This is a genomic window from Streptomyces hypolithicus (genome assembly GCF_052934925.1).
Map to the genome: position 1 here is coordinate 2288173 of NZ_CM128811.1, position 26450 is coordinate 2314622.

Annotated in this window: 28 protein-coding genes; 6 read left to right on the plus strand and 22 right to left on the minus strand. The window is 72.2% G+C overall.

Going from position 1 to position 26450, the window contains the following annotated elements:
* Positions 1 to 42: 42 nt before the first annotated feature.
* From ACU6WZ_RS10520 to ACU6WZ_RS10535, 4 genes are all read right to left on the minus strand, one after another.
* Complete coding sequence (locus tag ACU6WZ_RS10520; protein ID WP_447032883.1) at positions 43 to 1167, minus strand: GuaB3 family IMP dehydrogenase-related protein; 1125 nt, start codon at positions 1165 to 1167, stop codon at positions 43 to 45.
* Positions 1168 to 1284: 117 nt separating this feature from the next.
* Positions 1285 to 2790, minus strand: a complete 1506-nt coding sequence (guaB, locus tag ACU6WZ_RS10525) for an IMP dehydrogenase (protein ID WP_447032884.1) — start codon at positions 2788 to 2790, stop codon at positions 1285 to 1287.
* A gap of 149 nt (positions 2791 to 2939) precedes the next feature.
* The gene (locus ACU6WZ_RS10530; protein ID WP_447032886.1) at positions 2940 to 3665 is read right to left on the minus strand and encodes a sigma-70 family RNA polymerase sigma factor; all 726 of its coding nucleotides are present in this window, start codon (positions 3663 to 3665) and stop codon (positions 2940 to 2942) included.
* Positions 3666 to 3776: 111 nt separating this feature from the next.
* On the minus strand, positions 3777 to 4388 hold the full coding sequence (locus tag ACU6WZ_RS10535) for a response regulator transcription factor (RefSeq protein WP_003948568.1): 612 nt from the start codon (positions 4386 to 4388) through the stop codon (positions 3777 to 3779).
* Positions 4389 to 4772: 384 nt separating this feature from the next.
* On the opposite strand from ACU6WZ_RS10535, the gene ACU6WZ_RS10540 reads away from it, so the two are divergent.
* Entirely contained in the window at positions 4773 to 5099 is a 327-nt protein-coding gene (locus ACU6WZ_RS10540; RefSeq protein ID WP_447032887.1) for a WhiB family transcriptional regulator, read from the plus strand.
* 114 nt (positions 5100 to 5213) lie between these two features.
* On the opposite strand, the gene ACU6WZ_RS10545 is transcribed toward ACU6WZ_RS10540, so the two are convergent.
* Positions 5214 to 6110 (minus strand): LysR family transcriptional regulator, encoded by an 897-nt coding sequence (locus ACU6WZ_RS10545; RefSeq protein ID WP_447032888.1) that lies wholly within the window; start codon positions 6108 to 6110, stop codon positions 5214 to 5216.
* Positions 6111 to 6294: 184 nt separating this feature from the next.
* Here ACU6WZ_RS10545 and ACU6WZ_RS10550 point away from each other — a divergent pair, with 184 nt between their 5' ends.
* From ACU6WZ_RS10550 to ACU6WZ_RS10560, 3 genes are all read left to right on the plus strand, one after another.
* A complete protein-coding gene (locus ACU6WZ_RS10550) occupies positions 6295 to 7068 on the plus strand; it encodes an SDR family NAD(P)-dependent oxidoreductase (protein ID WP_447032890.1) in 774 nt (257 codons plus the stop codon).
* Between the two features lie 151 nt (positions 7069 to 7219).
* Positions 7220 to 7381, plus strand: a complete 162-nt coding sequence (locus ACU6WZ_RS10555) for a hypothetical protein (protein ID WP_447032892.1) — start codon at positions 7220 to 7222, stop codon at positions 7379 to 7381.
* 35 nt (positions 7382 to 7416) lie between these two features.
* Positions 7417 to 8457: a hydroxyacid dehydrogenase gene (locus ACU6WZ_RS10560; protein ID WP_447033982.1), complete on the plus strand. Its 1041-nt coding sequence runs from the start codon at positions 7417 to 7419 to the stop codon at positions 8455 to 8457.
* Between the two features lie 138 nt (positions 8458 to 8595).
* Here ACU6WZ_RS10560 and groL read toward each other — a convergent pair whose 3' ends face one another.
* From groL to ACU6WZ_RS10580, 4 genes are all read right to left on the minus strand, one after another.
* Positions 8596 to 10221, minus strand: coding sequence for a chaperonin GroEL (gene groL / locus ACU6WZ_RS10565; RefSeq protein ID WP_447032894.1), 1626 nt, complete (start codon positions 10219 to 10221; stop codon positions 8596 to 8598).
* A gap of 93 nt (positions 10222 to 10314) precedes the next feature.
* Positions 10315 to 10623: a co-chaperone GroES gene (gene groES, locus ACU6WZ_RS10570; RefSeq protein WP_447032895.1), complete on the minus strand. Its 309-nt coding sequence runs from the start codon at positions 10621 to 10623 to the stop codon at positions 10315 to 10317.
* A 219-nt stretch (positions 10624 to 10842) separates the two neighbouring features.
* Complete coding sequence (locus ACU6WZ_RS10575; RefSeq protein ID WP_447032896.1) at positions 10843 to 11763, minus strand: polysaccharide deacetylase family protein; 921 nt, start codon at positions 11761 to 11763, stop codon at positions 10843 to 10845.
* Positions 11760 to 12707 carry a polysaccharide deacetylase family protein gene (locus tag ACU6WZ_RS10580; protein WP_447032897.1) on the minus strand — a complete coding sequence of 316 codons (948 nt, stop codon included), beginning with the start codon at positions 12705 to 12707 and terminating at the stop codon, positions 11760 to 11762. The genes ACU6WZ_RS10575 and ACU6WZ_RS10580 overlap by 4 nt, the downstream gene beginning before the upstream one ends.
* A gap of 82 nt (positions 12708 to 12789) precedes the next feature.
* Here ACU6WZ_RS10580 and ACU6WZ_RS10585 point away from each other — a divergent pair, with 82 nt between their 5' ends.
* Positions 12790 to 14037 (plus strand): class I SAM-dependent methyltransferase, encoded by a 1248-nt coding sequence (locus ACU6WZ_RS10585; RefSeq protein WP_447033984.1) that lies wholly within the window; start codon positions 12790 to 12792, stop codon positions 14035 to 14037.
* Here the strand turns inward: ACU6WZ_RS10585 and ACU6WZ_RS10590 are convergent.
* The 6 genes from ACU6WZ_RS10590 to tsaB form a co-directional block, all read right to left on the minus strand.
* Entirely contained in the window at positions 13979 to 14839 is an 861-nt protein-coding gene (locus ACU6WZ_RS10590) for a cytochrome c oxidase assembly protein (protein ID WP_447032899.1), read from the minus strand. The two genes, ACU6WZ_RS10585 and ACU6WZ_RS10590, sit on opposite strands and share 59 nt — an antisense overlap.
* Positions 14836 to 15414, minus strand: a complete 579-nt coding sequence (locus tag ACU6WZ_RS10595) for a DUF2243 domain-containing protein (protein ID WP_447032901.1) — start codon at positions 15412 to 15414, stop codon at positions 14836 to 14838. Before ACU6WZ_RS10595 ends, ACU6WZ_RS10590 begins: the two co-directional genes overlap by 4 nt.
* Before the next feature lie 278 nt (positions 15415 to 15692).
* Positions 15693 to 15968: a hypothetical protein gene (locus ACU6WZ_RS10600; RefSeq protein ID WP_447032902.1), complete on the minus strand. Its 276-nt coding sequence runs from the start codon at positions 15966 to 15968 to the stop codon at positions 15693 to 15695.
* Complete coding sequence (tsaD, locus tag ACU6WZ_RS10605) at positions 15965 to 17074, minus strand: tRNA (adenosine(37)-N6)-threonylcarbamoyltransferase complex transferase subunit TsaD (RefSeq protein ID WP_447032904.1); 1110 nt, start codon at positions 17072 to 17074, stop codon at positions 15965 to 15967. The genes ACU6WZ_RS10600 and tsaD overlap by 4 nt, the downstream gene beginning before the upstream one ends.
* Positions 17067 to 17555: a ribosomal protein S18-alanine N-acetyltransferase gene (gene rimI / locus ACU6WZ_RS10610; RefSeq protein WP_447033985.1), complete on the minus strand. Its 489-nt coding sequence runs from the start codon at positions 17553 to 17555 to the stop codon at positions 17067 to 17069. The genes tsaD and rimI overlap by 8 nt, the downstream gene beginning before the upstream one ends.
* Before the next feature lie 17 nt (positions 17556 to 17572).
* Entirely contained in the window at positions 17573 to 18226 is a 654-nt protein-coding gene (gene tsaB / locus ACU6WZ_RS10615; protein WP_447032905.1) for a tRNA (adenosine(37)-N6)-threonylcarbamoyltransferase complex dimerization subunit type 1 TsaB, read from the minus strand.
* 136 nt (positions 18227 to 18362) lie between these two features.
* Here tsaB and ACU6WZ_RS10620 point away from each other — a divergent pair, with 136 nt between their 5' ends.
* Positions 18363 to 18902, plus strand: coding sequence for a hypothetical protein (locus ACU6WZ_RS10620; protein WP_447032906.1), 540 nt, complete (start codon positions 18363 to 18365; stop codon positions 18900 to 18902).
* 199 nt (positions 18903 to 19101) lie between these two features.
* Here the strand turns inward: ACU6WZ_RS10620 and ACU6WZ_RS10625 are convergent, their stop codons facing one another.
* The 7 genes from ACU6WZ_RS10625 to glmS form a co-directional block, all read right to left on the minus strand.
* Positions 19102 to 19260 carry a hypothetical protein gene (locus tag ACU6WZ_RS10625; protein ID WP_447032908.1) on the minus strand — a complete coding sequence of 53 codons (159 nt, stop codon included), beginning with the start codon at positions 19258 to 19260 and terminating at the stop codon, positions 19102 to 19104.
* Between the two features lie 125 nt (positions 19261 to 19385).
* Positions 19386 to 19901, minus strand: a complete 516-nt coding sequence (tsaE, locus tag ACU6WZ_RS10630; RefSeq protein WP_447032910.1) for a tRNA (adenosine(37)-N6)-threonylcarbamoyltransferase complex ATPase subunit type 1 TsaE — start codon at positions 19899 to 19901, stop codon at positions 19386 to 19388.
* Positions 19873 to 21084, minus strand: a complete 1212-nt coding sequence (locus ACU6WZ_RS10635) for an alpha/beta fold hydrolase (RefSeq protein WP_447032911.1) — start codon at positions 21082 to 21084, stop codon at positions 19873 to 19875. The genes tsaE and ACU6WZ_RS10635 overlap by 29 nt, the downstream gene beginning before the upstream one ends.
* Positions 21085 to 21096: 12 nt before the next feature.
* Entirely contained in the window at positions 21097 to 22239 is a 1143-nt protein-coding gene (gene alr, locus ACU6WZ_RS10640) for an alanine racemase (protein ID WP_447033987.1), read from the minus strand.
* Between the two features lie 388 nt (positions 22240 to 22627).
* The gene (locus tag ACU6WZ_RS10645) at positions 22628 to 24154 is read right to left on the minus strand and encodes an NAD(P)H-hydrate dehydratase (protein WP_447032913.1); all 1527 of its coding nucleotides are present in this window, start codon (positions 24152 to 24154) and stop codon (positions 22628 to 22630) included.
* 17 nt (positions 24155 to 24171) lie between these two features.
* Positions 24172 to 24540, minus strand: coding sequence for a holo-ACP synthase (locus ACU6WZ_RS10650; protein WP_447032914.1), 369 nt, complete (start codon positions 24538 to 24540; stop codon positions 24172 to 24174).
* Positions 24537 to 26417 carry a glutamine--fructose-6-phosphate transaminase (isomerizing) gene (gene glmS, locus ACU6WZ_RS10655; protein WP_447032916.1) on the minus strand — a complete coding sequence of 627 codons (1881 nt, stop codon included), beginning with the start codon at positions 26415 to 26417 and terminating at the stop codon, positions 24537 to 24539. The genes ACU6WZ_RS10650 and glmS overlap by 4 nt, the downstream gene beginning before the upstream one ends.
* Positions 26418 to 26450 lie beyond the last annotated feature (33 nt).

The following is a 26450-nucleotide window of genomic DNA, read 5'->3' on the forward strand; positions in this document are numbered from 1 at the left end:
CGCCCGGAGGCGACCAGAGGCGGCCAGCAGCAGGAGTGGCGGTCAGCGCTTGTGCTCGGACGGGGAGACCGTAACCTCGACGCGCTGGAACTCCTTCAGCTCGCTGTAGCCCGTCGTCGCCATCGAGCGGCGCAGGGCGCCGAAGAGGTTCATCGAGCCGTCCGGGGTGTGCGACGGGCCGAGGAGGATTTCCTCCGTCGTGCCGACCGCGCCCAGGTCCATCCGCTTTCCGCGCGGCACGTCCTCGTGGACGGCCTCCATGCCCCAGTGGTGTCCACGGCCCGGCGCGTCCGTCGCGCGCGCAAGCGGGGAGCCCATCATCACGGCGTCCGCGCCGCAGGCGACGGCCTTCGGGATGTCGCCGGACCAGCCCACGCCGCCGTCCGCGATGACGTGCACGTACCGGCCGCCGGACTCGTCCATGTAGTCGCGGCGGGCGGCGGCCACATCGGCGACCGCGGTCGCCATCGGGACCTGGATGCCCAGCACGTTGCGCGTGGTGTGCGCGGCGCCGCCGCCGAAGCCGACGAGGACACCGGCCGCGCCCGTACGCATCAGGTGCAGCGCGGCGGTGTACGTGGCGCAGCCGCCGACGATGACGGGCACATCGAGCTCGTAGATGAACTGCTTGAGGTTCAGCGGTTCGGCGGCGCCCGACACGTGCTCGGCGGAGACGGTCGTACCGCGGATCACGAAGATGTCGACACCGGCGTCCACGACGGCCTTGGAGAACTCGGCCGTACGCTGCGGCGACAGCGCGGCGGCGGTGACGACACCCGAGTCGCGCACCTCCTTGATGCGCTGCCCGATCAGGTCCGCCTGGATGGGGGCGGCGTAGATCTCCTGGAGGCGGCGGGTGGCGGCGTCGTTGTCGAGTTCGGCGATCTCCTGGAGCAGCGGCTCCGGGTCCTCGTACCGCGTCCACAGGCCTTCGAGGTTCAGTACGCCCAGGCCGCCCAGCTCGCCGATACGGATGGCGGTCTGCGGCGAGACGACGGAGTCCATCGGAGCGGCCAGGAAGGGCAGCTCGAAACGATAGGCGTCGATCTGCCAGGCGATCGAGACCTCCTTCGGGTCCCGGGTGCGCCGGCTCGGCACGATGGCGATGTCGTCGAACGCGTACGCCCTGCGGCCGCGCTTGCCGCGCCCGATCTCGATCTCAGTCACGTGTGTGGCCTTTCCCTCTTGGTGTGCCGTGCCAGTATCCCCGACACACGGCGCAGGGGCGGCTCCGGGAAAGGTCCGGGGCCGCCCCTGCGCGCGATGTGTCTGTTATTCCCGCTGTTACTTCCTGCTGTAGTTCGGCGCCTCGACCGTCATCTGGATGTCGTGCGGGTGGCTCTCCTTGAGGCCCGCCGAGGTGATCCGGACGAACCGGCCGTTCTGCTGAAGCTCCGCGATGGTGCGTCCGCCGACGTAGAACATCGACTGGCGCAGACCGCCGGCGAGCTGGTGCACGACGGCGGACAACGGGCCGCGGTAGGGCACCTGTCCCTCAATGCCCTCGGGCACGAGCTTGTCGTCGGCGCCGACACCCTCCTGGAAGTACCGGTCCTTGGAGTACGACTTGGCCTGGCCGCGGGACTGCATGGCGCCCAGCGAGCCCATGCCGCGGTACGACTTGAACTGCTTGCCGTTGATGAACAGCAGCTCGCCCGGCGACTCCTCGCAGCCCGCGAGCAGCGAGCCGAGCATCACGGTGTCCGCGCCAGCGACGAGTGCCTTCGCGATGTCGCCGCTGTACTGGAGGCCGCCGTCGCCGATGACCGGCACGCCGGCCGCCTTCGCGGCGAGCGACGCCTCGTAGATCGCGGTGACCTGCGGGACGCCGATGCCGGCGACGACCCGGGTGGTGCAGATGGAGCCGGGGCCGACGCCGACCTTGATGCCGTCGCAGCCGGCGTCGATGAGCGCCTGGGCGCCGTCGCGGGTGGCGACGTTGCCGCCGATGACGTCGACTCCGGCGGCGTTCGACTTGATCTTGGAGACCATGTCGCCGACGAGCCTCGAGTGACCGTGGGCGGTGTCGACGACGATGAAGTCGACGCCCGCCTCGATGAGTGCCTGGGCGCGCTCGTACGCGTCACCGGCGACGCCCACTGCGGCGCCGACGAGCAGCCGGCCCTCGGCGTCCTTTGCCGCGTTCGGGTACTTCTCGGCCTTGACGAAGTCCTTGACCGTGATGAGGCCCTTGATCATGCCCGCGTCGTCGACCAGCGGAAGCTTCTCGATCTTGTGGCGGCGCAGCAGCTCGACCGCGTCGACGCGGGAGATACCGACCTTGCCCGTGACCAGCGGCATCGGTGTCATGATCTCGCGCACCTGGCGGGCGCGGTCCGTCTCGAAGGCCATGTCGCGGTTGGTGACGATGCCGAGCAGCTTGCCCGCCTGGTCGGTCACCGGCACGCCGCTGATGCGGAACTTGGCGCACAGCTCGTCGGCCTCGCCCAGCGTGGTGTCCGGGCGCACGGTGATCGGGTCGGTGACCATGCCGGACTCGGAGCGTTTGACGAGGTCGACCTGGTTGGCCTGGCCGGCGATCGAGAGGTTGCGGTGCAGCACGCCGACGCCGCCCTGGCGGGCCATGGCGATGGCCATGCGCGCCTCGGTGACCTTGTCCATCGCGGCGGACAGCAGGGGTACGTTCACCCGGACGTTCCTCGAGATGTACGAGGAGGTGTCGATCTGATCGGGGGCCATGTCCGACGCGCCGGGAAGCAGCAGCACGTCGTCGTAGGTCAGCCCGAGCATCGCGAACTTCTCGGGCACTCCATCGACGTTGGCAGTCATGACACCTTCCCAAATGGTCTTGCTCGGCGCGGATGTCCATGCTAACGGGAACCCGAGGTGTCAAATTCCACGAGCAAGATCACCGGCTGGGTTCGTACGTTCATACGTTCACACGGCTCGGCCCGCGCCCGGGGCTGTCCGCGGCCGGGTCACTGCCCGGCGAGGGCGCGCAGCCGGCTGAGCGCGCGATGCTGCGCGACCCGGACCGCGCCGGGGGACATGCCGAGCATCTGCCCGGTCTCCTCGGCGGTGAGTCCGACGGCGACCCGGAGCACCAGCAGCTCGCGCTGGGCCTGCGGAAGATTGGCCAGAAGTTTCTTGGCCCACTCGGCGTCGCTGCTGAGCAGGGCGCGCTCCTCGGGGCCGAGTGAGTCGTCGGGCCGCTCGGGCATCTCGTCGGACGGCACGGCGGTCGAGCCGGGGTAGCGCATGGCGGCGCGCTGGAGGTCGGCGACCTTGTGGGCGGCGATGGCGAAGACGAAGGCTTCGAAGGGCCTGCCGGTGTCCTTGTAGCGGGGCAGCGCCATCAGGACGGCGACGCAGACTTCCTGTGCGAGGTCCTCCACGAAGTGGCGGGCGTCACCGGGGAGCCGGCTCAGCCGGGTGCGGCAGTAGCGCAGGGCCAGCGGGTGCACTCGGGCGAGCAGGTCGTGGGTGGCCTGCGTGTCCCCATCGACCGCACGGCGGACGAGGGCACCGATCAGCGTCGTCTCGTCGTCCCGCCCCGGCCCCGTCGAGCCGTCGAGCCTCGGCCCGGAATCGTCCGCGCCGCTCCGTCCGTAGTTGTGCACCGAAGCGTTGCGGGCAGGTACGCCGGAGGTCATCTCCTGAGCCCTCCCCTCCCGCTCGACCGAATCCTCCCTGAGGAACTCCACCCCTCAAGGATGCGGCATCGGCGGCGGAACGCGGCACAGGCGTGCGTCACCCCGTCCGCCCGGCGGCGGACGGGGTGTGTGGCACCCGCACGGCGGAGCACCGGACAGCTCCTATCGGACCAGGCCCCAGCGGAATCCGAGCGCGACCGCGTGCGCCCGGTCCGAGGCGCCGAGCTTCTTGAAGAGCCGCCGGGCATGGGTCTTGACCGTGTCCTCGGAGAGGAACAGCTCACGGCCGATCTCCGCGTTGGAGCGGCCGTGACTCATGCCCTCCAGCACCTGGATCTCACGCGCAGTGAGCGTCGGCGCCGCACCCATCTCCGCCGACCTGAGCCGGCGCGGGGCGAGCCGCCAGGTCGGGTCGGCGAGCGCCTGGGTCACGGTCGCCCGCAGCTCGGCGCGCGAGGCGTCCTTGTGCAGGTAGCCGCGGGCGCCGGCGGCGACCGCGAGCGCGACGCCGTCGAGGTCCTCGGCGACCGTGAGCATGATGATCCGGGCGCCCGGATCGGCCGAGAGCAGCCTGCGCACGGTCTCGACGCCGCCCAGTCCGGGCATGCGTACGTCCATCAGAATCAGGTCCGAGCGGTCGGCGCCCCAGCGGCGGAGGACTTCCTCACCGTTGGCCGCTGTCGTCACACGCTCGACGCCGGGCACGGTCGCGACCGCGCGGCGGAGCGCCTCTCGGGCAAGCGGGGAGTCGTCGCAGACGAGGACGGATGTCATGGCCGCCCTCCGCAGCTGATGCGCGTCACCTTGAGCCTCCAGGCTGGTACATATTTCGTCACCTGTGCGATTGACGCTCTCGGACAGATGCCCGATCGCTTATTCCTTCAACCGCCTCGCACTCTCAACGACGGTCACTCGAAAGAGTTACGGGTCCGCGCGATGGGTTCGGCACTCTATGTAAGCGTCCGGTTGCAGAGAAGCGCATCCCAGGGTGCCATGTCAGGTAGGTAAAGCTATGCCCCATTTAGCGGCTTTTCTTCCGTTTTGCTGGTGTCTGTGGCTAGATTCGCAATGAGTCATATTTACATCTACTTACACAAGTGGATGCCGCCTCACGGTCCAGTCGCCACTCTCGATGCAATCGATGCAAGGGGACAAGCAATGGCAGATTTCTCCCGCCTTCCCGGACCCAACGCCGATCTGTGGGACTGGCAGCTCCTCGCAGCCTGCCGCGGGGTGGACAGCTCGCTCTTCTTCCACCCGGAGGGTGAGCGGGGCGCGGCACGGAGCGCGCGCGAGAACTCGGCTAAGGAGGTCTGCATGAGGTGCCCGGTACGCGCGGAGTGCGCGGCTCACGCGCTTGCGGTGCGTGAGCCCTACGGAGTGTGGGGCGGGCTGACAGAGGACGAGCGCGAAGAGCTGATGGGCCGCGCGCGCAACCGCCTCATCTCGGCCTCGTCGGGGCCCCCGGCCCCACCGGCCCCCTGAAAGGAAACGTTTCTGCATTCAGGCAGCCCCGTCGGCTCCCACGACTCCCGCCTCCCACGCCGCTCCCCCCGCCGCCCCGCTCCCCCGCCGCCTCACTCCCCCCGCTCCTGCGGCTCAGCGCGCGGCGGCCAGTGCGAGCTGGTCGAGCGTGGCCGCCACCGCCGGGACCTGAGCCAGGTCGGGCAGCGTCAGGGCCACGATCTCGCGCCGCACCGCGGGCTCCAGCGGCACGGTGCACGCACCCTTCGGACGTACGGACTCCATGGCCAGGCCAGGCAGGACCGCGACCCCGAGGCCGGCCCCGACCAGGCCGATCACGGCCGGGTAGTCGTCGGTCGCGAAATCGATCCGGGGCGCGAAGCCCGCACTCTCGCACACCTCGACCAGTTGCCTCCGGCAGCGCGGGCAGCCCGCGATCCACGGCTCGTCGGCCAGTTCCCCGATGCCGACCTGCCCCGCCCCGGCGAGCCGGTGGCTCTCGGGGACCAGGGCGACCAGGCGGTCACTGAGCAGCGGGCGTACGACGAGATCGCTCCAGTCCTCGGTGCTGCCGCCGGGGCCGTAGCGGAAGGCCAGGGCCACGTCGCAGTCGCCCTCGCGCAGCATCTCGACCGAGCGCGGGGGCTCGGCGTCGACCAGCGACACCCGGGTGCCGGGGTGGGCGGCGCGCAGGGCGGCCAGCGCTGTGGGCACCAGGGTGGAGCTGCCGCTGGGAAAGGACACCAGGCGCACCCGCCCGGCGCGCAGTCCGGCGATGGCGGCGATCTCCTCCTCGGCGGCGGTGAGCCCGGAGAGGATGCCCACGGCGTGCCGGACCAGGGCCTCGCCGGCCTGGGTGAGGCGCATTTCGCGGCCGGTACGGATGAGCAGCGGTGTGCCGGCCGACAGTTCCAGGGCCTTCATCTGCTGGCTGACGGCGGGCTGGGTGCAGCCGAGTTCGCGTGCGGCGGCGGAGAACGAACCGGTGGCGGCCACGGCGCGCAGGACACGGAGATGACGGGCTTCGATCACCCTTGAAGCATAAGCGAGGCTTGGGCTGAACGGCGATTTGCGCGAAGCGGCTTTGGGACGCCGGGGGGTGGAGAGGACGAGGGGGCTGGTCGTCGACAAGGAGTCGAGAAGGAGTCGAGAAAGGAGCAACGGGCCGGGAAGCCTGACGGCGGGGCGGTCCACGCGGGGCACTAACGTGCCGCATATGACGACTGCACTGATTACTGGAGCGACAGCAGGCATCGGCGCCGCCTTCGCGCGGCGCCTCGCCACAGACGGGCACAACCTGGTGCTGGTGGCGCGCGACACCAAGCGGCTGCACGAGCAGGCGACGGAACTCCACGACCTGCACGGCATCGAGGCGGAGGTGCTGACGGCCGATCTGTCCCAGGAGGTGGGCATCGCGGCCGTGGAGGCGCGGCTCGGGGACGTCAGACACCCGGTGGACCTGCTGGTGAACAACGCCGGGTTCGGCAACAAGGGGCGCTTCCTGGAGGTGTCCATGGCCGACGAGCTGACGATGCTGAAGGTGCACTGCGAGGCCGTTCTGCGGCTCACGGCGGCGGCCACCGCGGGCATGAAGGAGCGGGGGCGCGGCGGCGTCGTGAACGTGGCGTCGGTCGCGGCGTTCGTACCGCGTGGGACGTACGGCGCCTCCAAGGCGTGGGTCGTGCAGTTCACGCAGGGCGCGGCGCGGGACCTCGCGGGCAGCGGGGTGCGGCTGATGGCGCTGTGCCCCGGGTTCGTACGGACGGAGTTCCACGAGCGGGCCGGGATGGGGACGGACAACATCCCGGGGTGGATGTGGCTGGACGCGGACAAGCTGGTGGCGGCGGCCATGGGTGACCTGGCGCGGGGGAAGACGCTGTCGGTTCCGGACCCGCGGTACAAGGTGCTGATGGGCGCGGTGAAGCTCGCGCCACGCGGCCTGCTCGGCGGGCTCACGTCCAGGACGGGCCGCAAGTACGGGCCTCAGTAGCGGCGCTGTCGGTCCTCCTGGCCGTCCGGGTCCAGACGCAGCGGGACGGCGGGCCGTTCGCCCAGTTCGGCGATTTCGCTCTTGACTTCGGTCATGGCTGGTTCAAGGATCACGGCCAACGCAACGTCGCCGCCTGTTCAGGAGCCCTGCCGTGAGCCGCAGTTGGAACAGAACGTCCCATGTCGTAGTCGGCGCCGCGACCGCCCTGGCCGTCCGCACGGCCGGGGCGGCGGACGTCGCGGCGCTGGGTGACCCGGCCGTCTCCCTCCAGCGGCACCGGAAGGACGGCCGCACCGCCGGAGGCGTCAAGTGACCCAAGAGGGTGCCGAGTTCTCCATGCGTTCCCCCATGCACCACACCACTGACAATCGCCGCGCGCGCCGCCCCGCGCTCCTCCTCGCCATGGCGCCGGGCGTCGCCGATCGTCTGCTCACCGGCCGCCACCGCGCCCGCCTCGCCGAACTCGCCCGCACCGACCCCTACCTGGTCGCACACGACCTCACCGCCCCCGGGCCGCCCGTGGCAGCGGCCCTGGCCGAGGCCGAGGTGCTGTTCACCTGCTGGGGCGCCACCCCCCTCACCGCCGACGTCCTCGACGCCGCCCCTCACCTGCGCGCGGTCGTGCACGCGGCGGGCTCCGTCAAGCACCACATCACGCAGGCCTGCTGGGACCGCGGAATCGCGGTGACCTCGGCCGCCGCGGCCAACGCCCTGCCGGTGGCGGAGTACACGCTCGCCGCGATTCTCTTCGCCGGTAAACGCGTCCTGCACACCGCCGCCCGCTACCGCGCCCTGCGCACCGACCACGACTGGCACAGCGAACTCCACGGCGCCGGCAACCACCGGCGTACCGTGGGCATTATCGGCGCCTCCCGCATCGGCCGCCGGGTCATCGGCCTGCTCGGCCCCTTCGACCTGGACGTCCTGCTGTACGACCCCTACGTCACGGCGCCGGAAGCGGCCGCGCTCGGCGTCGGGCTCGCGTCCCTGGACGAGCTGTGCGCGCGGAGCTCGGTCGTGTCGGTGCACGCCCCGCAGCTCCCCGCGACCCACCACCTGATCGGCGCCCGCCAGCTGGCCGCGATGCCTGCCGGGGCGACCCTGGTCAACACCGCCCGGGGCTCCCTCGTCGACGAGAGCGCGCTGCTGCCGGAGCTCGTCTCCGGCCGCCTGAACGCCGTACTCGATGTGACGGACCCCGAGATCCCGCCCCTGGACTCGCCGCTGTACGAGCTGCCGAACGTCCTCCTGACGCCGCACATCGCGGGCTCCCTCGGCGACGAGCTGCACCGCATGGCGGATCAGTGCCTGGACGAGCTGGAGCGGTACGCCGCAGGGCTGCCCTTCGCGGATCCGGTCCATCCGACGGCCCTGCACCACTCGGCCTGAGCACACGAGCGCGCGAGCCCACGAGAGCACGAGAGCACGAGAGCACGTGAGCACGAGCGCGCACAGGGCCGCTGAAACGCCGATGCCCGGCACCCCCGAGGGGGCGCCGGGCATCGTACGTACTGACGTGACGAAGCGTCAGTGGGAGTGGCCGTGGCCGCCGTGACCGGCGGCCGCCTCGTCATCGGCCGGCTTCTCGACGACCAGGGTCTCGGTCGTGAGCAGCAGCGACGCGATGGACGCGGCGTTCTCCAGCGCGGAGCGGGTGACCTTGACCGGGTCCAGGACGCCGGCCTTGACCAGGTCGCCGTACTCGCCCGTCGCGGCGTTGAAGCCGTGACCCTTGTCGAGCTCGCTCACCTTGGCGGTGATGACGTAGCCCTCCAGGCCGGCGTTCTCGGCGATCCAGCGCAGCGGCTCGACGACGGCGCGGCGCACGACCGCGACACCCGTGGCCTCGTCGCCGGTCTTGCCGAGGTTGCCCTCAAGGACCTTGGCGGCGTGCACCAGAGCGGAGCCACCACCGGAGACGATGCCCTCCTCGACCGCGGCGCGGGTCGCGGAGATAGCGTCCTCCAGACGGTGCTTCTTCTCCTTCAGCTCCACCTCGGTGGCGGCGCCGACCTTGATCACGCACACGCCGCCAGCCAGCTTCGCGAGGCGCTCCTGGAGCTTCTCGCGGTCCCAGTCGGAGTCCGTGGACTCGATCTCGGCCTTGATCTGGTTGACGCGGCCGACGACCTCGGCGGAGTCGCCGCCGCCGTCGACGATGGTGGTGTCGTCCTTGGTGACGGTCACGCGGCGGGCGGAGCCCAGCACGTCAAGACCGGCCTGGTCGAGCTTGAGGCCGACCTCCTCGGCGATGACGGTCGCACCCGTGAGGGTGGCGATGTCGCCGAGCATGGCCTTGCGGCGGTCACCGAAGCCGGGGGCCTTGACGGCCACCGCGTTGAACGTGCCACGGATCTTGTTGACGACCAGGGTCGACAGGGCCTCGCCCTCGACGTCCTCGGCGATGATCAGCAGCGGCTTGGAGCCACCCGCCTGGATGACCTTCTCCAGGAGGGGGAGCATGTCCTGGATCGAGCCGATCTTGCCCTGGTGGATCAGGATGTACGGGTCGTCGAGGACGGCCTCCATACGCTCCTGGTCGGTCACCATGTACGGCGACAGGTAGCCCTTGTCGAAGGCCATGCCCTCGGTGAATTCCAGCTCCAGGCCGAAGGTGTTGGACTCCTCGACGGTGATGACACCGTCCTTGCCGACCTTGTCCATCGCCTCGGCGATGAGCTCGCCGACCTGCGGGTCCTGGGCGGAGAGCCCGGCCACGGCGGCGATGTCGGACTTGTCTTCGATCGGGCGGGCCGTCGCGAGGAGCTCCTCGGAGACAGCCTTGACCGCGGCGTCGATGCCCTTCTTCAGGGCGGCCGGGGAGGCGCCCGCGGCGACGTTGCGCAGACCCTCGCGGACCAGCGCCTGGGCCAGCACGGTGGCGGTGGTGGTGCCGTCACCCGCGATGTCGTTGGTCTTGGTCGCCACCTCCTTCACCAGCTGCGCGCCCAGGTTCTCGTACGGGTCGTCGAGCTCGACCTCACGCGCGATCGTGACGCCGTCGTTGGTGATGGTGGGGGCACCGAACTTCTTGTCGATGACGACGTTGCGGCCCTTGGGGCCGATCGTCACCTTGACCGTGTCGGCAAGCTTGTTGACGCCGCGCTCGAGGGCGCGACGGGCGTCCTCGTCGAACTTCAGAATCTTCGCCATGGAGCTTCTCTGTCCTCTCAAACGAAATGCGCCCCGGGCCGCCCGGCAATCGCAGGGGGCCAGGGGCGCAGATCAATACAAACTTCGGGCGAACTACTTCTCGATGATCGCGAGCACGTCGCGAGCCGAGAGGACGAGGTACTCCTCGCCGCTGTACTTCACCTCGGTGCCGCCGTACTTGCTGTAGAGCACGACATTGCCGACGGATACGTCGAGCGGCAGGCGCTCACCGTTCTCGAAGCGGCCCGGGCCCACGGCCAGGACGACGCCCTCCTGGGGCTTCTCCTTGGCGGTGTCCGGAATGACCAGGCCAGAGGCCGTGGTCTGCTCGGCGTCGAGCGGCTGGACCACAATGCGGTCCTCGAGCGGCTTGATGGCAACCTTGGAGCTGGTGGTCGTCACGGTCCGGTCTCCCCCTTCGGAGATCTCACGGGGTTAACTGATGTTGGGGTGGCGCCAGGTGGATCCGTCGTCGCGGGAGCCGGACCTGCCAGTCGCACTGTTGGCACTCACCAGTGGAGAGTGCCAACGCCGACACTATGACGCGGTTAGCACTCGGTCAAGCGGAGTGCCAATTCTGCGCGGCCGAACGGGTGGCGTACGGCCAAGACGTTCGGCACCTCAGAGGTAGTCGTCCAGCCGCGCGACCGCGAAGCCCTGCTCCTGGACGCGGCGCAGCAGGCGCGACGTCATCTCGGTGATCGTCTCCCCCGCCGGCTCCCGGGGTCCGCGAAAGTGCGCCCGCACGATGTCGCCGGGGCGCAGCCGGTCGCCCTCGACGTACCGCAGGCCGTCGATCCGCATCGTGGCGCCCCACAGCACCACCGCGTCGGCCTCGCAGTCCCCCGCGGCCCGCAGCGTCTGGTTGTCGTACGCACCGTACGGCGGCCGGAAGAGCCGGGGCCGGGCGCCGAAGCGGGCCTCCAGGCGGTCCTGCTGGCCGCAGATCTGGGCGCGCTGGCCGGCGTAAGGGAGGCTGGGCAGGTAGGCGTGGCTGACGGTGTGGTTCTGCACCGCGCTGCGGCCGCCGGCGGCCCGGCGCAGCCGGTCGAAGTGGTCGTAGCCGGGCGAGGCGAGGCTGTCGGTGAGGAACATGCTGATCGGCAGCTTCAGTTCGTCGACCATGCGCACGAAGGCGGGGTCGCGCTCGGCCCCGTCGTCGAAGGTGAGGAAGACGACCTTGTCGCGGGTCGGTACGCGGTCCACGACGAGACCCCGCGCGGGTTTACGTACGGGAGGCGCCGGCGCCGGAAGGGGCGGCGCGGCCAGGCCCCAGCGCGCGTACGCCCCGGCGGGGGCGGGGGCCGGTGCGGGGGCCGTCACACCGGGGGCGGGGGCCGTCACACGGGGAGCGCCGGGCACTGCGGGCGCGCCGGGAGCGCCGGGCACTGCGGGCGCGCTCGGGAGGCCGCCCGCCGGGGCCACACTGCGTACCGCCTTGCGCCCCAGCCGCTCGATCGGTTCCACGGACTGCGCGCACCCGGTCAGCCCCACCGCGCCGGCCGCCAGCAGCCCGGCCAGCAGCCGGTGCGCACGCCTCACAGATAGTCCTCCAGCTTGGCCACGGCGTACCCCTTGCCGGTGATCGTCTTCATGACCCGCCGGATCATGTCCGGCATGGATCCCGTCCAGTCCCCGCGCCCGCGGAAATGGGTGAGGATGATGTCGCCGGGATGCAGGTCGCGGTCCCACTCCCGCCACTCCATGCGGTCCGGGAACGCCTCGGACGCCCACAGTGGCACGGCCGTCACACCGCACGACTGGGCGGCGCGCAGGGTGTCGGCGTTGTAGTTGCCGTACGGCGGCCGGAAGAGCCGGGGGCGTTTGCCGTACCGCTTCTCGATGATGTCCTGCATGCCGCAGATCTCGCGCTTCTGCCGGGTGTAGGAAAGGCCGGGCATGTAGCGGTGGTTGAGGGTGTGGTTGTGCAGCGCGACGCCGCGCGCCTGCATGCTCTCGAAGTAGGCGTAGTTGTCGCGGACCACGTAGTCGCTGAGGAACGCGCTGTAGGGGATGCCCAGCTCGGTCATCATCCGCAGCAGCGCCGGGTCCTTCTCCGCGCCGTCGTCCATCGTCAGGAAGACGACCCGTTCCTTGACGGGCACGGTGGTGAAGACCGGCGGCAGCCCGGGGCCGGCCTCGAAGCCCTTGCGGGTGGTGATCTTCGGCTTCACCTTCGGCGGCGCGGGCGCGACGAGCGGTGTCTGCACCAGCCCCCACCGCTTGGCGGCGGCGACGCGCGCGGTCTGTGCGCTCCGGAGCCGCTCCGCGTACACCGCCAGGGAACGGGCCGGACCGGCCTGGTACTCCTGCGGCTGGCCGGGGGCGGGCGCGGGCGGGGCGGCCTGCCCGTCGCGCCCCGGCGGGCCGGTGCCCTCGGCGGCGCAGCCGGACCCGATCGCGGCGGCGAGAAGCACGGCCAGCACCACACGTACAGGCCGCCCCCTCCCCCGAATCATTTCTTCCTTTTGTCGTACTAGTTGCATGGCGCTGGATCCTGTCAGCGCCCGGCGCCTGCGCCGGGCAGACACCGCGACCGTGCGCTCCCGGTCCCTCGCCTGGCCCACAATTGACCGGGTGAACGGTCTAGACGCCCCTGACGCCCCCGACGCTGACGCCCCCGACGCCCCGGCATCCCCCGACGCCCTGGCGTCCTTCGCCGCCCTGCGCACCGACGACGGCCTCGCCCTGCTGACCGCGCTCCGCGACCACGACCCCGCCGACGAGCTGGCCACCGCGACCCGGCTGCGCCGTGACCATCCGGCGGCCCTGGTCTCGGCGGCGCTCGGGCAGGCCAGGCTGCGGCAGCGGGCGGTGGCGAAGTTCGGCGCCGAGGACGCGTACCGGATGTTCTTCACGCCCCACGGCGTCGAGCAGGCCACCCGGACCTCGGTGGCGGCGTACCGCGGCGAGCGCTTCGCGGCGCTGGGCGTACGGAGTGTGGCCGACCTGTGCTGCGGCATCGGGGGCGACGCGATCGCGCTGGCCCGCGCCGGGATCTCCGTCCTGGCCGTCGACCGCGACCCGCTCACCGCGGAGACGGCCCGCGCGAACGCCGCCGCGCTCGGCCTGTCCGCTCTGATCGAGGTCCGGTGCGCCGACGTCTCGGACGTCGACACGTCCCCCTACGACGCGGTGTTCGTCGACCCGGCCCGGCGCGGCGGCCGGGGCCGGATCTTCGACCCGGAGGCGTACTCGCCGCCGCTGTCCTGGGCGATCGAGGCCGCCCGTACGTCCGCTCACGCCGCCCTCAAGATCGCGCCTGGCGTCCCGCACGAGGCGGTCCCCGACGACGCGGAGGCCGAGTGGATCTCGGACGGCGGCGACGTGAAGGAGGCGGTGCTGTGGTTCGGTACGACGCCCGGTGCCGTCCGCGCCACCCTGCTGCCCGGCCCGCACACCGTCCTCGGCACCGGCCTGCCGGATCCGGAGCCCGGCCCGGTGGGCCGCTACCTCTACGAGCCGGACGGCGCCGTCATCCGCTCGCACCTGGTGGCCGAAGTGGCGCAGCAGGTGGGCGGGCGGCTGATCGACGAGACGATCGCGTACGTCACGGCGGACGAGCTGCGCCCGACGCCGTACGCGACTGCGTACGAGATCAGCGACGTCCTGCCGTTCAGCCTCAAGCGGCTGAAGGCGCTGCTGCGCGAGCGGGGGGTCGGGGTCCTGACGGTGAAGAAGCGGGGGTCGGCGGTGGAGCCGGAGGAGCTGCGCCGCCGCATGAAGCTCTCCGGCCGGGCGTCGGCGACGGTCTTCCTCACCCGTGTCGCGGGCGCCCCGACGATGCTGCTGGGACAGCCGGCGCGGCAGCCGTAGCGGCGGGCCGGCGCGGCCCGCGGGCCGCGGCGGCGGGGCGCCAGGTGGCGACCAGGGCGACGGCGAGCAGGAGTTCGGCGATGTCACCGCCGTAGTACATGATCTCCGCGCCGCCCTGGACCTCGGCCACGGGTGCCGTTACGTCGATGAGGAATCCGCCGTACATGAGCTGCGAGATCGTGGCGTGCGCGGCGATCGCGACACCGAGGACGACCAGCCGGGGCACCACACCCGGCCGGGCCGGCGCGGGGTCGGGCCCGGCGACGGCCCAGGCGAACAGACAGCCCGAGAGCAGGAAGTGCGCGTGCAGCGGCCAGTGCGCACCCGGCTGGGCGGCCAGGGCGTCGTAGAGCGGCGTGAGGTAGAGGACGCCGAGGCTGCCGACGCTCAGCGCCAGCGCGGTGACGGGATGGGCGAGCGGGCGCAGCGGCCGGCTCCGCAGGGCGCGCGAGAACCTTCGGGCGCGGCGGGCGGGAAGGGTGCGCAGCAGGAGGGTGACCGGCGCGCCGAGCACCAGGGCGAGCGGCGCGTACATGCCGATCAGCAAGTGCTGGAGCATGTGCCCGCGGAAGTCGCCGTGCGCGTACGGGGCCACGGGCGGCAGCAGCGCGAGGGCGAGGAGAGCGATCCCGGCCAGGAAGAAGCCCGTACGCCACCAGCTCCAGCCGGCCCGGGGGTTGCGGCGACGCGCACGGGCGGCGAGCAGCAGGTAACAGGCGCCCGTCACGGCGAGTGCGGCCGCGGGCAGCAGGACACCGACGGGGGTGCCGTCGTCGGGGTGGTGCTCCGGGTGCTCCGTCATGCGCCGCGCGGGGCGGGTCGCCGGGAGGTGTCACCCTGGGGGTCGAAGGGGCGTCCGCCCCGCTGGAGCAGCAGGCCGACGGCGACGAGTGCGGCGCCGAGCAGGAGGAAGCCCAGGTCCCACCAGAGCTGCTGCGGTCCCGCGTAGACGTGGTGAATGCCCATGATGTGGTGGTCCAGGACCCCCTCGACCAGGTTGAACAGCCCCCAGCCGACCAGGATCCAGCCCCACAGCACCCGCGAGGTCCACACCCGGCGCCTGTGGTGGGTCACGCGGGAGTAGAGGATGCCGAGGCCCGCCAGGACGGCCAGCCAGCAGACCGTGTGGAACACGCCGTCCCAGACCGTGTTCATCTCCAGCCCGGAGACGGTGTCGGCCGGGTAGTACTTCACCCCGATCCGGTCGTGATCGGTACTGGTCAGCATGTGGTGCCACTGGAGCAGCTGGTGCAGGGCGATGCCGTCGGCGAAACCGCCGAGGCCCACCCCCAGCACGATCCCGGGCAGCCGCAGACCGCGCGGGCGCTCGCCCACGTCGGGCCCCGCGTGGGCTCCGCTCGTACCGACGGGGGTCATCTCGTCCTCCAGGCCTCGTCACTGCGGCACACGGGTCGATGCCGTGCAGTGCGGTCTTCCCGGGCCCGGTCCCGCCTACTCGGGGCGGTGGTCGGAAATGCCGTCAATTGGCCGATTCGGTACGGGTGTGGCGGGGCGTGGCGCCCGAGCACGATGTCCTGCCAGAGCACACCGGTGAAGGCCACGAACTTGCCCCCGGCGAGGGTGACGTGATGCCCTGTCGTCTCCACGAGGCCCGTGTTGCCCATCGGCCGAAAGCCATGCGCCCGCAGGGTTCCCTAGGAACCGCCGGGGCCGACCTCGACCGACTCGAAGCGCCAGCGGTGGACCGCCCGCGCGATCAGGTGCTCCTCGGGTTCCGGCAGCTCCGGCAGGTCCGCGTCGTACGCCGCCTCCCACCACGTCAGTACGAGCACCCGGTCCTGCGGCGCCCGGAAGATCTCCCGCCGCACCGGTTCGGCCGCCAGCACCCCGGCCTGCGCCCGCGCCCACTCCAGCAGCTCGGCGCCCCACCCGTCGGCGGCGCGGGCCTCCCACATCAGTGCGACGGTCATGAGTAGAGGTTGTCCTTACTGGTCTCGTGCACATGATCGTGATCGTGATCGTGATCGTGCGAGTGCCCCGGCACATGAGGTTCCGTCACCGGCAGCGAGGAGTCCGCCGACAGGTCCCAGTCCGACGCCGCCCGCCCGCGCGCCACCATCTCCGCGCCGAGCGCCGCCACCATCGCCCCGTTGTCCGTGCACAGCCCCGGGCGCGGCACGCGCAGCTGGATGCCGGCCCGCTCGCACCGCTCCTGCGCGAGCGCCCGCAGCCGCGAGTTGGCGGCGACGCCGCCGCCGATCATCAGGTGGTCGACGCCCTCGTCCTTGCACGCCCGCACGGCCTTGCGCGTCAGCACGTCCACGACGGCCTCCTGGAACGAAGCCGCGACATCGCGCACCGGCACCTCCTCGCCCGCGCTGCGCCTGGCCTCGATCCAGCGCGCCACCGACGTCTTGAGCCCGGAGAAGGAGAAGTCGTACGCCGCGTCGCGCGGCCCGGTCAGGCCGCGCGGGAACGCGATCGCCTTCGGGTCGCCCTCCTTCGCGAGCCGGTCGATGACGGGACCGCCGGGGAAACCCAGGTTCAACACCCGGGCGATCTTGTCGAAGGCCTCGCCCGCGGCGTCGTCGATGGTCGCGCCCATCGGCCGTACGTCGCTGGTGATGTCGGGGGCGAGCAGCAGCGACGAGTGCCCGCCGCTGACCAGCAGGGCCATGGTGGGTTCGGGCAGCGGCCCGTGCTCCAGCTGGTCGACGCAGATGTGCGAGGCCAGGTGGTTCACGCCGTACAGCGGCTTGCCGAGCGCGTACGCATACGCCTTCGCCGCCGACACACCCACCAGCAGCGCCCCGGCGAGCCCAGGGCCGGCCGTCACGGCGATGCCGTCCAGGTCCGAGGCGGCGACCCCGGCCTCCTTCAGCGCGCGCTCGATCGTCGGAACCATCGCCTCCAGGTGCGCCCGTGAGGCGACCTCAGGGACGACGCCGCCGAAGCGGGCGTGCTCGTCGACGCTGGAGGCGATCGAGTCGGCGAGCAGCGTCGTACCGCGCACGATGCCGACGCCCGTCTCGTCGCAGGAGGTCTCGATGCCGAGGACGAGCGGTTCGTCAGCCATGGTGAATCTCGGTTTCTGGTACGGGTGTGCCGGGGTTTTCCGGGTCGGTCGTCAGTCGCATCACGAGCGCGTCGATGTTGCCGGGCTGGTAGTAGCCGCGCCGGAAGCCGATCGGCTCGAAGCCGAAGCGTTCGTACAGCTTCTGCGCGCGCGTGTTGTCGACCCGCACTTCGAGCAGCACCTCGGCGCACTCGAACGCCGTCGCGTGCGCCAGCAGGTCGGTGAGCAGCCGCGCCCCGAGCCCGGTGCCCCACTGCGGCTGCTCGACAGCGATGGTCTGTACGTCGCCGAGCCCGGCCACCGCGGCCAGTCCGGCGTACCCGACGAGCCTGCCGTCCTCCTCGGCCACCACATAGCGGCGGGTCGCCCCCGGTCCGCGCGCGTGGGCGAGCTCCGACCAGAACATGCCGGGCGACCAGGCGTCGTCGGGGAACAGCTGCCGCTCCAGCGTCAGCACCGCGTCGATGTCCCACCAGCGCATCTCGCGCAGCACGGCGGTCACTTCGGGGTGACCACCTTGTAGTTCTTCGGCACCTGCGCGTCGGGCCTGCGCAGATACAGCGGCAGCGGGGCCAGGAAGGACTCCCCCGCCGCGAGCTTCTCGGCGGCCAGCGCCGCCAGCGCGCCCGCCGACTGGTGCTCGGGGGCGCGGGCGTCCGGGAAGGCGCCGGGGTAGAGCAGCGCGCCTGCGCCGACCACGGGAAGCCCGGCCAGCTGCCCGGCCACCTCGTCGGGCCGGTCGACCGCGGGCTCCGAGACCCGGGTGCGGGCGTCGTCGTACCGCGCCCAGTAGACCTCCTTGCGGCGCGCGTCGGTGGCCACGGCGAACGGGCCGGTCAGCCCGGAGGCGTACGCGAGACCGTCCAGCGTGCACAGCCCGTGTACCGGCACCCCCAGGACGAGACCGAAGGTCTCCGCCGTCGCGAGACCGACGCGCAGTCCGGTGTACGGGCCCGGGCCGACGCCCACGACGACACCGGTCACGGCGTCGAGTTTCAGGCCGGCCCCGGTCAGGAGCCGGTCGACGGCGGGCAGCAGCAGCTCCCCGTGCCGGCGCGCGTCGACCTCACCGGCCTCGGCGACGACGCGCTGACCGTCGTGGAGGGCGACGGTGACGGCGGGGGTGGCGGTATCAACGGCGAGCAGGAGCACGCAAACAGCCTACGGCCCGCGCGGGACGAGCATGGCGCCCCGCCCCCGCTGCTACCGTCGCCACGAATGCGACAGAACCGCACAATCCGCGCACGCAAAGGGGTGGAGCAGGGTGGCAAGGAGAAGCTCGACAATCGTGGCCGGGCTCACCGCCGGGGCGCTGGCGGCGATCGGCCTCCTCGCCCACCAGGCGGCGTCGAACGCCCCCTCCCCCGCGCAGCTCGCCCGGCCAGGTACGTACCCCTCCACCCAGGCGGCGGCCCGGCCCGAGGCGGCGGACAAGCAGCGGGACCCGCTCGCACTGCCCGCCAAGTCCGGCAAGGGCACGCGGGTCGTCTACGCTCTGGGCGGCCGGCGGGTGTGGCTGGTGGACGAGCAGGGCAGGCCCACCCGCACGTTCGCGGTCATGCCGAGCACGGTCAGCCCGCAGCCGGGCACCTACGCGGTGACGTCGCGCTCGGGAAGCATCACCGGATCGGACGGTGTGCGGATCGAGCACGTCGTGCGGTTCGCGAACGTCGACGACGTGTCGATCGGATTCAGCGCGGCGGTCGACGGCTCGATGCCGCAACCGGACCCGAAGGCGAAGACCGGCGGCGTCCGCATGGCGCGCGCCGACGGCAACGCGATGTGGCGCTTCGCGACGGTCCGCGCGCAGGTAGTCGTCGTCCGCTAGTGCCGCGACCGGCATTGTTTGCCCCATAAGGAGCGTCGTCCAGTGCGTGCGATCGCAAGGCGGCCGGAAGTCCTTGGATGGGGTCTCCCCTGATCGAACGAAGTTGAGCGCTTGGGGAAGGAGCTACCAGGGCTTTTGGCCAACGCGGCGAGCGTGCGTGCTGGACGGTGCGACGGGGCAAAGCTTGCCGGTCGCGGCACTAGAGACCCTCGCGCTGGTGCGCGCGATCCTCGACGGCCGCCTCGGCCCGCTCCTGCGCCCGGCCCGGTGGTGTGGAGACCGCCGACGCCGCCGCACACGAGGCCAGCAGATCGCGCATGGTCACGGGCTGGGTCGCTTCGCGCTCTGTTGCCGGCATGGATGCCTCCTGGGCTCCGGGGGCAGGCATAGTTAGGTAAACCTAACCAGCCCTCGGTACCATGTGACCACGCCCGAGCTCACCGGCGCAACATCTTGCCGACGTCTTGTCGGAAAGTACGGCTCTCAGGCCCCCAGCGCGGCCAGGTCCGCCCCGGCCCAGCGCGCCCCGGTCCCCCGTAGCGTCACCTCCCGCACGTCGTCGTCGGTCTCGCCCACGGCACGGTGGATGATCACATGCAGCCGGTCGTCGGACAGCTCCTCGACCTTGCCGTCGCCCCACTCGACCACCACCACGGAGTCCGGCAACGACACGTCGAGGTCGAGGTCCTCCATCTCGTCGAGCCCGCCCCCCAGCCGGTACGCGTCCACATGCACCAGCGCGGGACCACCGGTCAGCGACGGGTGGACGCGGGCGATGACGAACGTCGGCGACGTCACGGCGCCGCGCACCCCGAGCCCCTCGCCGAGGCCGCGCGTCAGCGTCGTCTTGCCGGCGCCGAGCTCCCCGGTCAGCATCACGAGATCGCCGGGGCGCAGCACGGCGGCGATCCGCCGCCCCAGCGCCTGCATCAGGTCGGGCGAGTGAACGACAAGGACGGCCGAGGTGACATCAGCCGCCGGGCTGTGCGGTGCTTCCATGCTTCCCGAGGTTAGCGGCTGCCGGTACGGCGCCCACGCGGGCCAGCAGGTCGGCGAGCCGGTCGTTGACCAGCTCGGGATGCTCCAGCATCACCAGGTGCCCGGCGTCCGGGACGATCACCAGCTCGGCGTCCGGCAGCATGCCCGCGATGCCCTCGCTGTGCTCGCTCGGCGTCACCAGGTCGTGGTCACCCGCCAGGACGAGCACCGGCACCTCCGCGAAGATCTCCAGCGCCTCCGCCTTGTCGTGATCGGTGAACGCCGGGTAGAACTCGGCGACCACGTCGATCGGCGTCGCCTCGATCAGCCGCTCGGCGAACCGGGAAACGGCCGGGTCCACCTCCACCGAGCCGAACGAGTAGCGCTTGATGAGCCCGGCGAAGAGATCCGCCGTGGCACGCCGCCCCCGCTCGACGATCTCCGCCTGCGACCCCAGGGCCCGCAGCACCCTCGGCAGCACCCGGCGCACGGCGTTCACCCCGGCGACCGGCAGACCGAAGTTGACCTCGCCGAGCTTGCCCGACGACGTACCGACGAACACCGCGCCGACCACGCGCTCGCGGATCAGCTCGGGGAACTGGTCGGCCAGCGCCATCATCGTCATGCCGCCCATCGAGTGCCCCACCAGCACCAGCGGCCCCTCGGGCGCCGCAGCGTCAACGACGGCCTTCAGGTCCCGCCCCAGCTGCTCGATGTCGACCGCGACCCCGCGCTCCTGCGCCGCCCCGCGCGCGGAACGCCCGTGGCTGCGCTGGTCCCAGTGGACCGTACGCACCACACCGCGCAGGGCCGCCCGCTGGAAGTGCCAGGAGTCCTGGCTCAGACAGAACCCGTGGCTGAACACCACGGTGACCGGGGCCGGGGTCCTGCGACCGAACAGCCGGCGCCGCCGGGGAGCCGAGGCGGCGCCGTCCGGCTCGACCTCGTCCACCTCGTAGTAGATCTCCGTACCGTCGTCCGAGGGAGCCCGCCCAGGCATGCCGCGCAGCGCGCCGTACGGCCCGGCCGAGTCCAGGGCGAGCCGCGCCTTCTTTCGCATGCCGCGCCCCACGGTCAGCCGCTCTATGGCCACGCCCGCGGCCGCGCCGGCCGCCACCACGCCTACTGCCGCTCCGGCCACACCCGCCCGGCGCCAGTTGCCGGCCGCGGCGGCCGCGGCCTCGGCCGCGCTGATCTCGCTCACGGTGCCGATCTCCTAGCTCTCGGGGTCCTCATGCACATAGACACGTGGTACCCGCGAACCGATGCGGGTCACAATCTCGTACGCGATCGTGTCCGCCGCCTGCGCCCAGTCCTCGGCGGTCGGCTCGCCCCGGTCGCCGGGGCCGAACAGCACGGCACGGGCGCCGGGCTCCACCGGGTCAGCGCCCAGGTCCACCACGAACTGGTCCATCGCGATCCGCCCCGCCACCCGGCGCCACTTCCCGCCGACCAGCACCGGGCCGGTACCGGACGCGTGGCGCGGGACGCCGTCCGCGTACCCCAGCGGGATGAGCCCCAGGCTCGTCTCCTCACCGGTCACGTAATGGTGCCCGTAGCTGACACCGTGGCCCGGCGGGACCTGTTTGACCAGCGCCACGGACGCGGCGAGCGTCATCACGGGCCGCAGCCCGAAGTCGGCGGGCGTCCCCAGCTGCGGACTGGGCGAAACGCCGTACATCGCGATGCCCGTCCGTACGAGATCGAAGTGCGCCTCCGGCAGGGTCAGCGTCGCCGGGGAGTTGGCGATGTGCCGCACCTCGGGTTCGACACCGGCCTTCTCGGCGTACGCCACCATGTCCCGGAATACAGCCAGTTGACGTGCGATCGAGGGGTGCCCGGGCTCGTCCGCGCACGCGAAGTGCGACCAGAGCCCGGTCACGGTGACCAGCCCCTTCGCGTCCAGGGCCTCCCGTACCAGCTCCGGCCAGTCCGCGGGCTGGCATCCGTTGCGCCCGAGCCCGGTGTCGGCCTTGAGCTGCACCCTGGCCGGCCGGCCGGCCGCGCGCGCCGCCTCGACGACCTCGCGCAGCGCCCACATCCCGCTCACCGACACGTCGACGCCGGCCTCGACCGCCGCACCCCAGGGCCCTCCGGGCGTCCACAGCCAGCACATCATCGGGCCGTCGAACCCTTCGGCGCGCAACGCCAGCGCCTCTTCGGGGGTCGCGGTCCCCAGCCAGGTCGCCCCGGCCTCCAGGGCGGCCCGGGCGCAGCGCGCCGCGCCGTGGCCGTACGCGTCCGACTTCACGACGGCCATCAGCCGGGCATGCGGCGCACGGGCACGCAGAGCCCGCACGTTGGCCCGCAGGGCGGCCAGGTCGATCTCGGCGCGGGCGCGCATCGGGTTCTGAGTCATCGCGGTCATCGCGCCCAGTGTCTCAGAGCGAGGTCGCCCGCCGACGCGGGATACGTGCGGTGTCCGGCCCCGCGCGCACGAGCCGGCGTGAGGGCGGGGCGCAGGGGGCGGTGTCCGAACCCGCACGCACGAACCGACGTGAAGTGGCGGAGCGCCCAGAGCGCGGCATCCGAACCCGCACGCACGAACCAACGTGAGGGGGCGGGGCGCGCAGGGGGTGGTGTTCGGGACGTAGAGCGTGATTTGTGGCGCTGAACGCCGGCCACGCGACGCAACCCCGCTACGCGCCTAAATCATGCAGTCCCGAATACCGCCCCCGGAGCGCCCCGCCCCCGCCCCACAGCCGCCCGGCGTCAACCCGCGACCCCGCCCCACAACGGGCCCGGCGTCAACCCCCGACCCCGGTAACCCCCCGCCAAGCCCCCCGCACCGCCTCCGCCACATCGAGCGCACCCACCGGCGCACCCCCCACGCCGCCCGCCGCACCCGCAACGCCCAGCGCGCCCGCACCCGGCCCGCCCGCCGCCAGCCGACCCGCCAGCCCGTGCACATACGCCGCCACCGACCCCGCGTCCACCGCCCCCAGCCCCGCCGCGAGCAACGCCCCCGCCAGCCCCGACAGCACATCCCCGCTCCCCGCGGTGGCCAGCCACGGCGTCCCCGTGGGATTCACCCGCACCGGCCGCCGCGCGAACCCCGCACCCCCCGCCGGCGCCACCAGCGTCGTGGAGCCCTTGAGCAGCACCGCAGCCCCGTACAGCGCCGCCAGCTCCCGCGCGGCCACCAGCCGCCCCGCCTCCACCTCCTCGCGCGCCACCCCGAGCAGCGCGGCCGCCTCCCCCGCGTGCGGCGTCAGCAGCGTCGGCGCCTCCCGTCCCCGTACCGCCGCCGGATCGAGCGGACGCAGCCCGTCCGCGTCGACCAGCACCGCAACGTCGGACGCCAGTACGTCGCCCAGCACCTGGTCCGCCCGGTCACCCAGCCCGGGCCCGACCACCCACGCCTGCACCCGCCCCGCGTCCGACGGCGGCCCCGCGTGCACCAGCGTCTCGGGGAAGCGGGCGATCACCGCGTCCGCACCGGGTCCCACGAACCGCACCGCGCCCGCCCCGCCCCGCATCGCCCCGGCGACGGTGAGGACGGCCGCCCCGGGGTAGCGCTGCGACCCGGCAACGACGCCCACGACCCCGCGCCGGTACTTGTCGGACTCCGCCCCCGGCGCCGGCAGCAGCGCCGCCACATCCGCGTGCTGCAACGCTTCGACGTCCGCGTCGACGGGCAGGTCGAGCCCGAGCCCGATGAGCCGCAACGCCCCCACGTACTCCCGGCCGGGGTCGATCAGCAGACCCGGCTTGTACGTGCCGAAGGTGACCGTCACATCGGCGCGCACACACTGCCCCCGCACCTCGCCCCCGTCCGCCTCGACCCCGCTCGGCAGATCCACGGCGACGACCACCGCCCCGGAGTCCCGCGCAGCCCGCGCCCACGGCACGGCGGCCTCGCGCAGTCCGCCGCGCCCGCCGATCCCGGTGATCCCGTCGACCACCAGATCCGCCCGGGCCAGGACCCCGTGCGGGTCACCGTCACCGTCACCGCCACCGGCACTCACCACGGACGCCCCCGCCCCCCGCGCCGCCGCGAGCCCGCCCGCGTGCGCCCGCTCCGCGTCGAGCAGCACCGCCGTGACGCCCGCCCCGCGCCGGGCAAGCCGCGCCCCCGCGTACAGCGCGTCGCCGCCGTTCGCGCCGCTGCCCACGAGCAGCACGACCCGTGACCCGTACACCCGTCCGAGCAGCCCCGCGCAGACCGACGCGAGCCCGGCCGCGGCGCGCTGCATGAGCGCGCCCTCGGGGAGCCGGGCCATCAGCTCCCGCTCGGCGGTCCGCACGGTCTCGACCCCATACGCCGCACGCATCAGTGATCAGTACCCCTTCATCCTTCGGCGATGACGACGGCGGAAGCGATCCCCGCGTCGTGGCTGAGCGACACGTGCCAGGACCGCACACCGAGCGCCTCCGCCCGGGCCAGTACCGTCCCGCTCACCCGTAGCCTCGGCTGCCCGCTCTCCTCGACGTACACCTCGGCGTCCGTCCAGAGCAGCCCGGCCGGCGCGCCGAGCGCCTTGGCGAGGGCTTCCTTGGCGGCGAACCGGGCGGCGAGGGAGGCGGCCCCGCGCCGCTCCCCGCTCGGCAGGTTCAGCTCCTGCTTCAGGAAGAGCCGTCCGGCCAGCTGGGGCGTGCGTTCCAGGGAGGCCCGGAAGCGGTCGATCTCGGCGACGTCGATGCCGACCCCGATGATCATTCGACGGTCACCGACTTGGCGAGGTTGCGCGGCTGGTCGACCTCGTTGCCGCGCGCCGTGGCCAGCTCGCAGGCGAAGACCTGCAGGGGCACGGTCGCGACGAGCGGCTGCAGCAGCGTCGGCGTGGCCGGGATCCACACCAGGTGGTCGGCGTACGGGGCCACCGCCTCGTCGCCTTCCTCCGCGATCACGATGGTCCGTGCCCCGCGCGCCCGGATCTCCTGGATGTTGGAGACGATCTTGTCGTGGAGTACGGACCGGCCACGCGGCGACGGCACGACGACGACCACGGGCAGGTCTTCCTCGATGAGGGCGATGGGCCCGTGCTTCAGCTCGCCCGCGGCGAAGCCCTCCGCGTGCATGTAGGCGAGTTCCTTGAGTTTGAGCGCGCCTTCCAGGGCCACCGGGTAGCCCACGTGACGGCCGAGGAAGAGGACCGTGTCCTTGCCCGCCAGCGCGAGGGAGCGGGCGAGCTCGCGCACCGGCTCCATGGTCTCCAGGACCCGTTCGACCGCCCCGGAGATGGCGGACAGCTCGCGCACGACGTCGCGCACCTCGTCGCCCCATTTGGTCCCGCGCACCTGGGCGAGATACAGGGCGACCAGGTAGCAGGCGACCAGCTGGGTCAGGAACGCCTTGGTGGACGCGACGGCGACCTCGGGTCCGGCATGGGTGTAGAGGACGGCGTCCGACTCGCGGGGGATGGTCGAGCCGTTCGTGTTGCAGATGGCGAGGACCTTCGCGCCCTGCTCCCGCGCGTGCCGCAGCGCCATCAGCGTGTCCATGGTCTCGCCGGACTGCGAAATCGCTATGACGAGGGTCCGGCCGTCCAGGATGGGGTCGCGGTAGCGGAACTCGCTCGCCAGCTCCGTCTCGCAGGGAATCCGCGTCCAGTGCTCGATGGCGAGCTTCGCGATCATCCCCGCGTGATAGGCCGTCCCGCAGGCGACGATGACGACCTTGTCGACCTCCCGCAGAGCGGACGGTTCGATCCGTACCTCGTCGAGGGTCAGCGACCCGCTCGCGTTGATCCGCCCCAGCAGCGTGTCGGCGACCGCCTTCGGCTGCTCGGCGATCTCCTTGAGCATGAAGTAGTCGTAGCCGCCCTTCTCGGCCGCCGAGGCGTCCCAGTCGATGTGGTACGACCGTGCCTCGCCCGGCGCCCCGTCGAAGTCGGTGACGGCGACCGAGATGCCGCAGGCGCCCCCGCCCGCGCCGTCCCGCCGCAGCTCGACGACCTGGTCCTGCCCGAGCTCGATGGCCGCCCGGGTGTGCGCGATGAACGCGGCCACGTCGGACGCGAGAAACGCCTCACCTTCCCCCACGCCCACCACCAGCGGCGAGTTCCGGCGCGCGCCGACCACCACGTCCGGCTCGTCCGCGTGCACGGCGACCAGCGTGAACGCGCCTTCGAGCCGCCGGCAGACCTGCCGCATCGCGTCGGCCAGGTCCCCGCAGGAGGAGAAGGACTCGGCGAGCAGATGCGCCACGACCTCGGTGTCCGTCTCGGAGGCCGGCTCGTGGCCGCGCTCGACGAGTTCGGCGCGCAGCGCGGCGAAGTTCTCGATGATCCCGTTGTGTACGACGGCCACCCGCCCGGCGTTGTCCAGATGCGGATGCGCGTTGGCGTCGGTCGGCCCGCCGTGCGTGGCCCACCGGGTATGACCGATCCCGGTGGTTCCGGCCGGCAGTGGCCGCCCCACCAGTTCCTTCTCCAGATTGACCAGCTTGCCCGCCTTCTTCGCCGCGGCCAGCCCACCGTCCGCCAGCACGGCCACGCCTGACGAGTCGTAGCCCCGGTATTCGAGCCGCTTCAGCCCTGCGATGACGACATCCTGCGCCGACTGCCCGCCGACGTACCCCACGATTCCGCACATGTCGGCAGCCTACGGGCCGGACAGGCTCTGAGG

Excerpts from the sequence above, each read along its gene's own strand:
- ACU6WZ_RS10540 (WP_447032887.1), top strand. The coding sequence starts at position 4,773 with ATGGCAGATTTCTCCCGCCTTCCCGGACCCAACGCCGATCTGTGGGAC.
- ACU6WZ_RS10590 (WP_447032899.1), bottom strand. The coding sequence starts at position 14,839 with ATGACGGAGCACCCGGAGCACCACCCCGACGACGGCACCCCCGTCGGT.
- ACU6WZ_RS10560 (WP_447033982.1), top strand. The coding sequence starts at position 7,417 with ATGCACCACACCACTGACAATCGCCGCGCGCGCCGCCCCGCGCTCCTC.
- tsaE (WP_447032910.1), bottom strand. The coding sequence starts at position 19,901 with ATGGAAGCACCGCACAGCCCGGCGGCTGATGTCACCTCGGCCGTCCTT.
- guaB (WP_447032884.1), bottom strand. The coding sequence starts at position 2,790 with ATGACTGCCAACGTCGATGGAGTGCCCGAGAAGTTCGCGATGCTCGGG.
- ACU6WZ_RS10595 (WP_447032901.1), bottom strand. The coding sequence starts at position 15,414 with ATGACCCCCGTCGGTACGAGCGGAGCCCACGCGGGGCCCGACGTGGGC.
- ACU6WZ_RS10580 (WP_447032897.1), bottom strand. The coding sequence starts at position 12,707 with ATGCAACTAGTACGACAAAAGGAAGAAATGATTCGGGGGAGGGGGCGG.
- ACU6WZ_RS10535 (WP_003948568.1), bottom strand. The coding sequence starts at position 4,388 with ATGACATCCGTCCTCGTCTGCGACGACTCCCCGCTTGCCCGAGAGGCG.
- ACU6WZ_RS10600 (WP_447032902.1), bottom strand. The coding sequence starts at position 15,968 with ATGACCGTCGCACTGATGTGGGAGGCCCGCGCCGCCGACGGGTGGGGC.
- ACU6WZ_RS10550 (WP_447032890.1), top strand. The coding sequence starts at position 6,295 with ATGACGACTGCACTGATTACTGGAGCGACAGCAGGCATCGGCGCCGCC.
- rimI (WP_447033985.1), bottom strand. The coding sequence starts at position 17,555 with ATGCGCTGGTGGGACATCGACGCGGTGCTGACGCTGGAGCGGCAGCTG.
- alr (WP_447033987.1), bottom strand. The coding sequence starts at position 22,239 with ATGACTCAGAACCCGATGCGCGCCCGCGCCGAGATCGACCTGGCCGCC.
- ACU6WZ_RS10625 (WP_447032908.1), bottom strand. The coding sequence starts at position 19,260 with ATGCCGGCAACAGAGCGCGAAGCGACCCAGCCCGTGACCATGCGCGAT.
- glmS (WP_447032916.1), bottom strand. The coding sequence starts at position 26,417 with ATGTGCGGAATCGTGGGGTACGTCGGCGGGCAGTCGGCGCAGGATGTC.
- groL (WP_447032894.1), bottom strand. The coding sequence starts at position 10,221 with ATGGCGAAGATTCTGAAGTTCGACGAGGACGCCCGTCGCGCCCTCGAG.
- ACU6WZ_RS10650 (WP_447032914.1), bottom strand. The coding sequence starts at position 24,540 with ATGATCATCGGGGTCGGCATCGACGTCGCCGAGATCGACCGCTTCCGG.
- tsaD (WP_447032904.1), bottom strand. The coding sequence starts at position 17,074 with ATGGCTGACGAACCGCTCGTCCTCGGCATCGAGACCTCCTGCGACGAG.
- ACU6WZ_RS10645 (WP_447032913.1), bottom strand. The coding sequence starts at position 24,154 with ATGCGTGCGGCGTATGGGGTCGAGACCGTGCGGACCGCCGAGCGGGAG.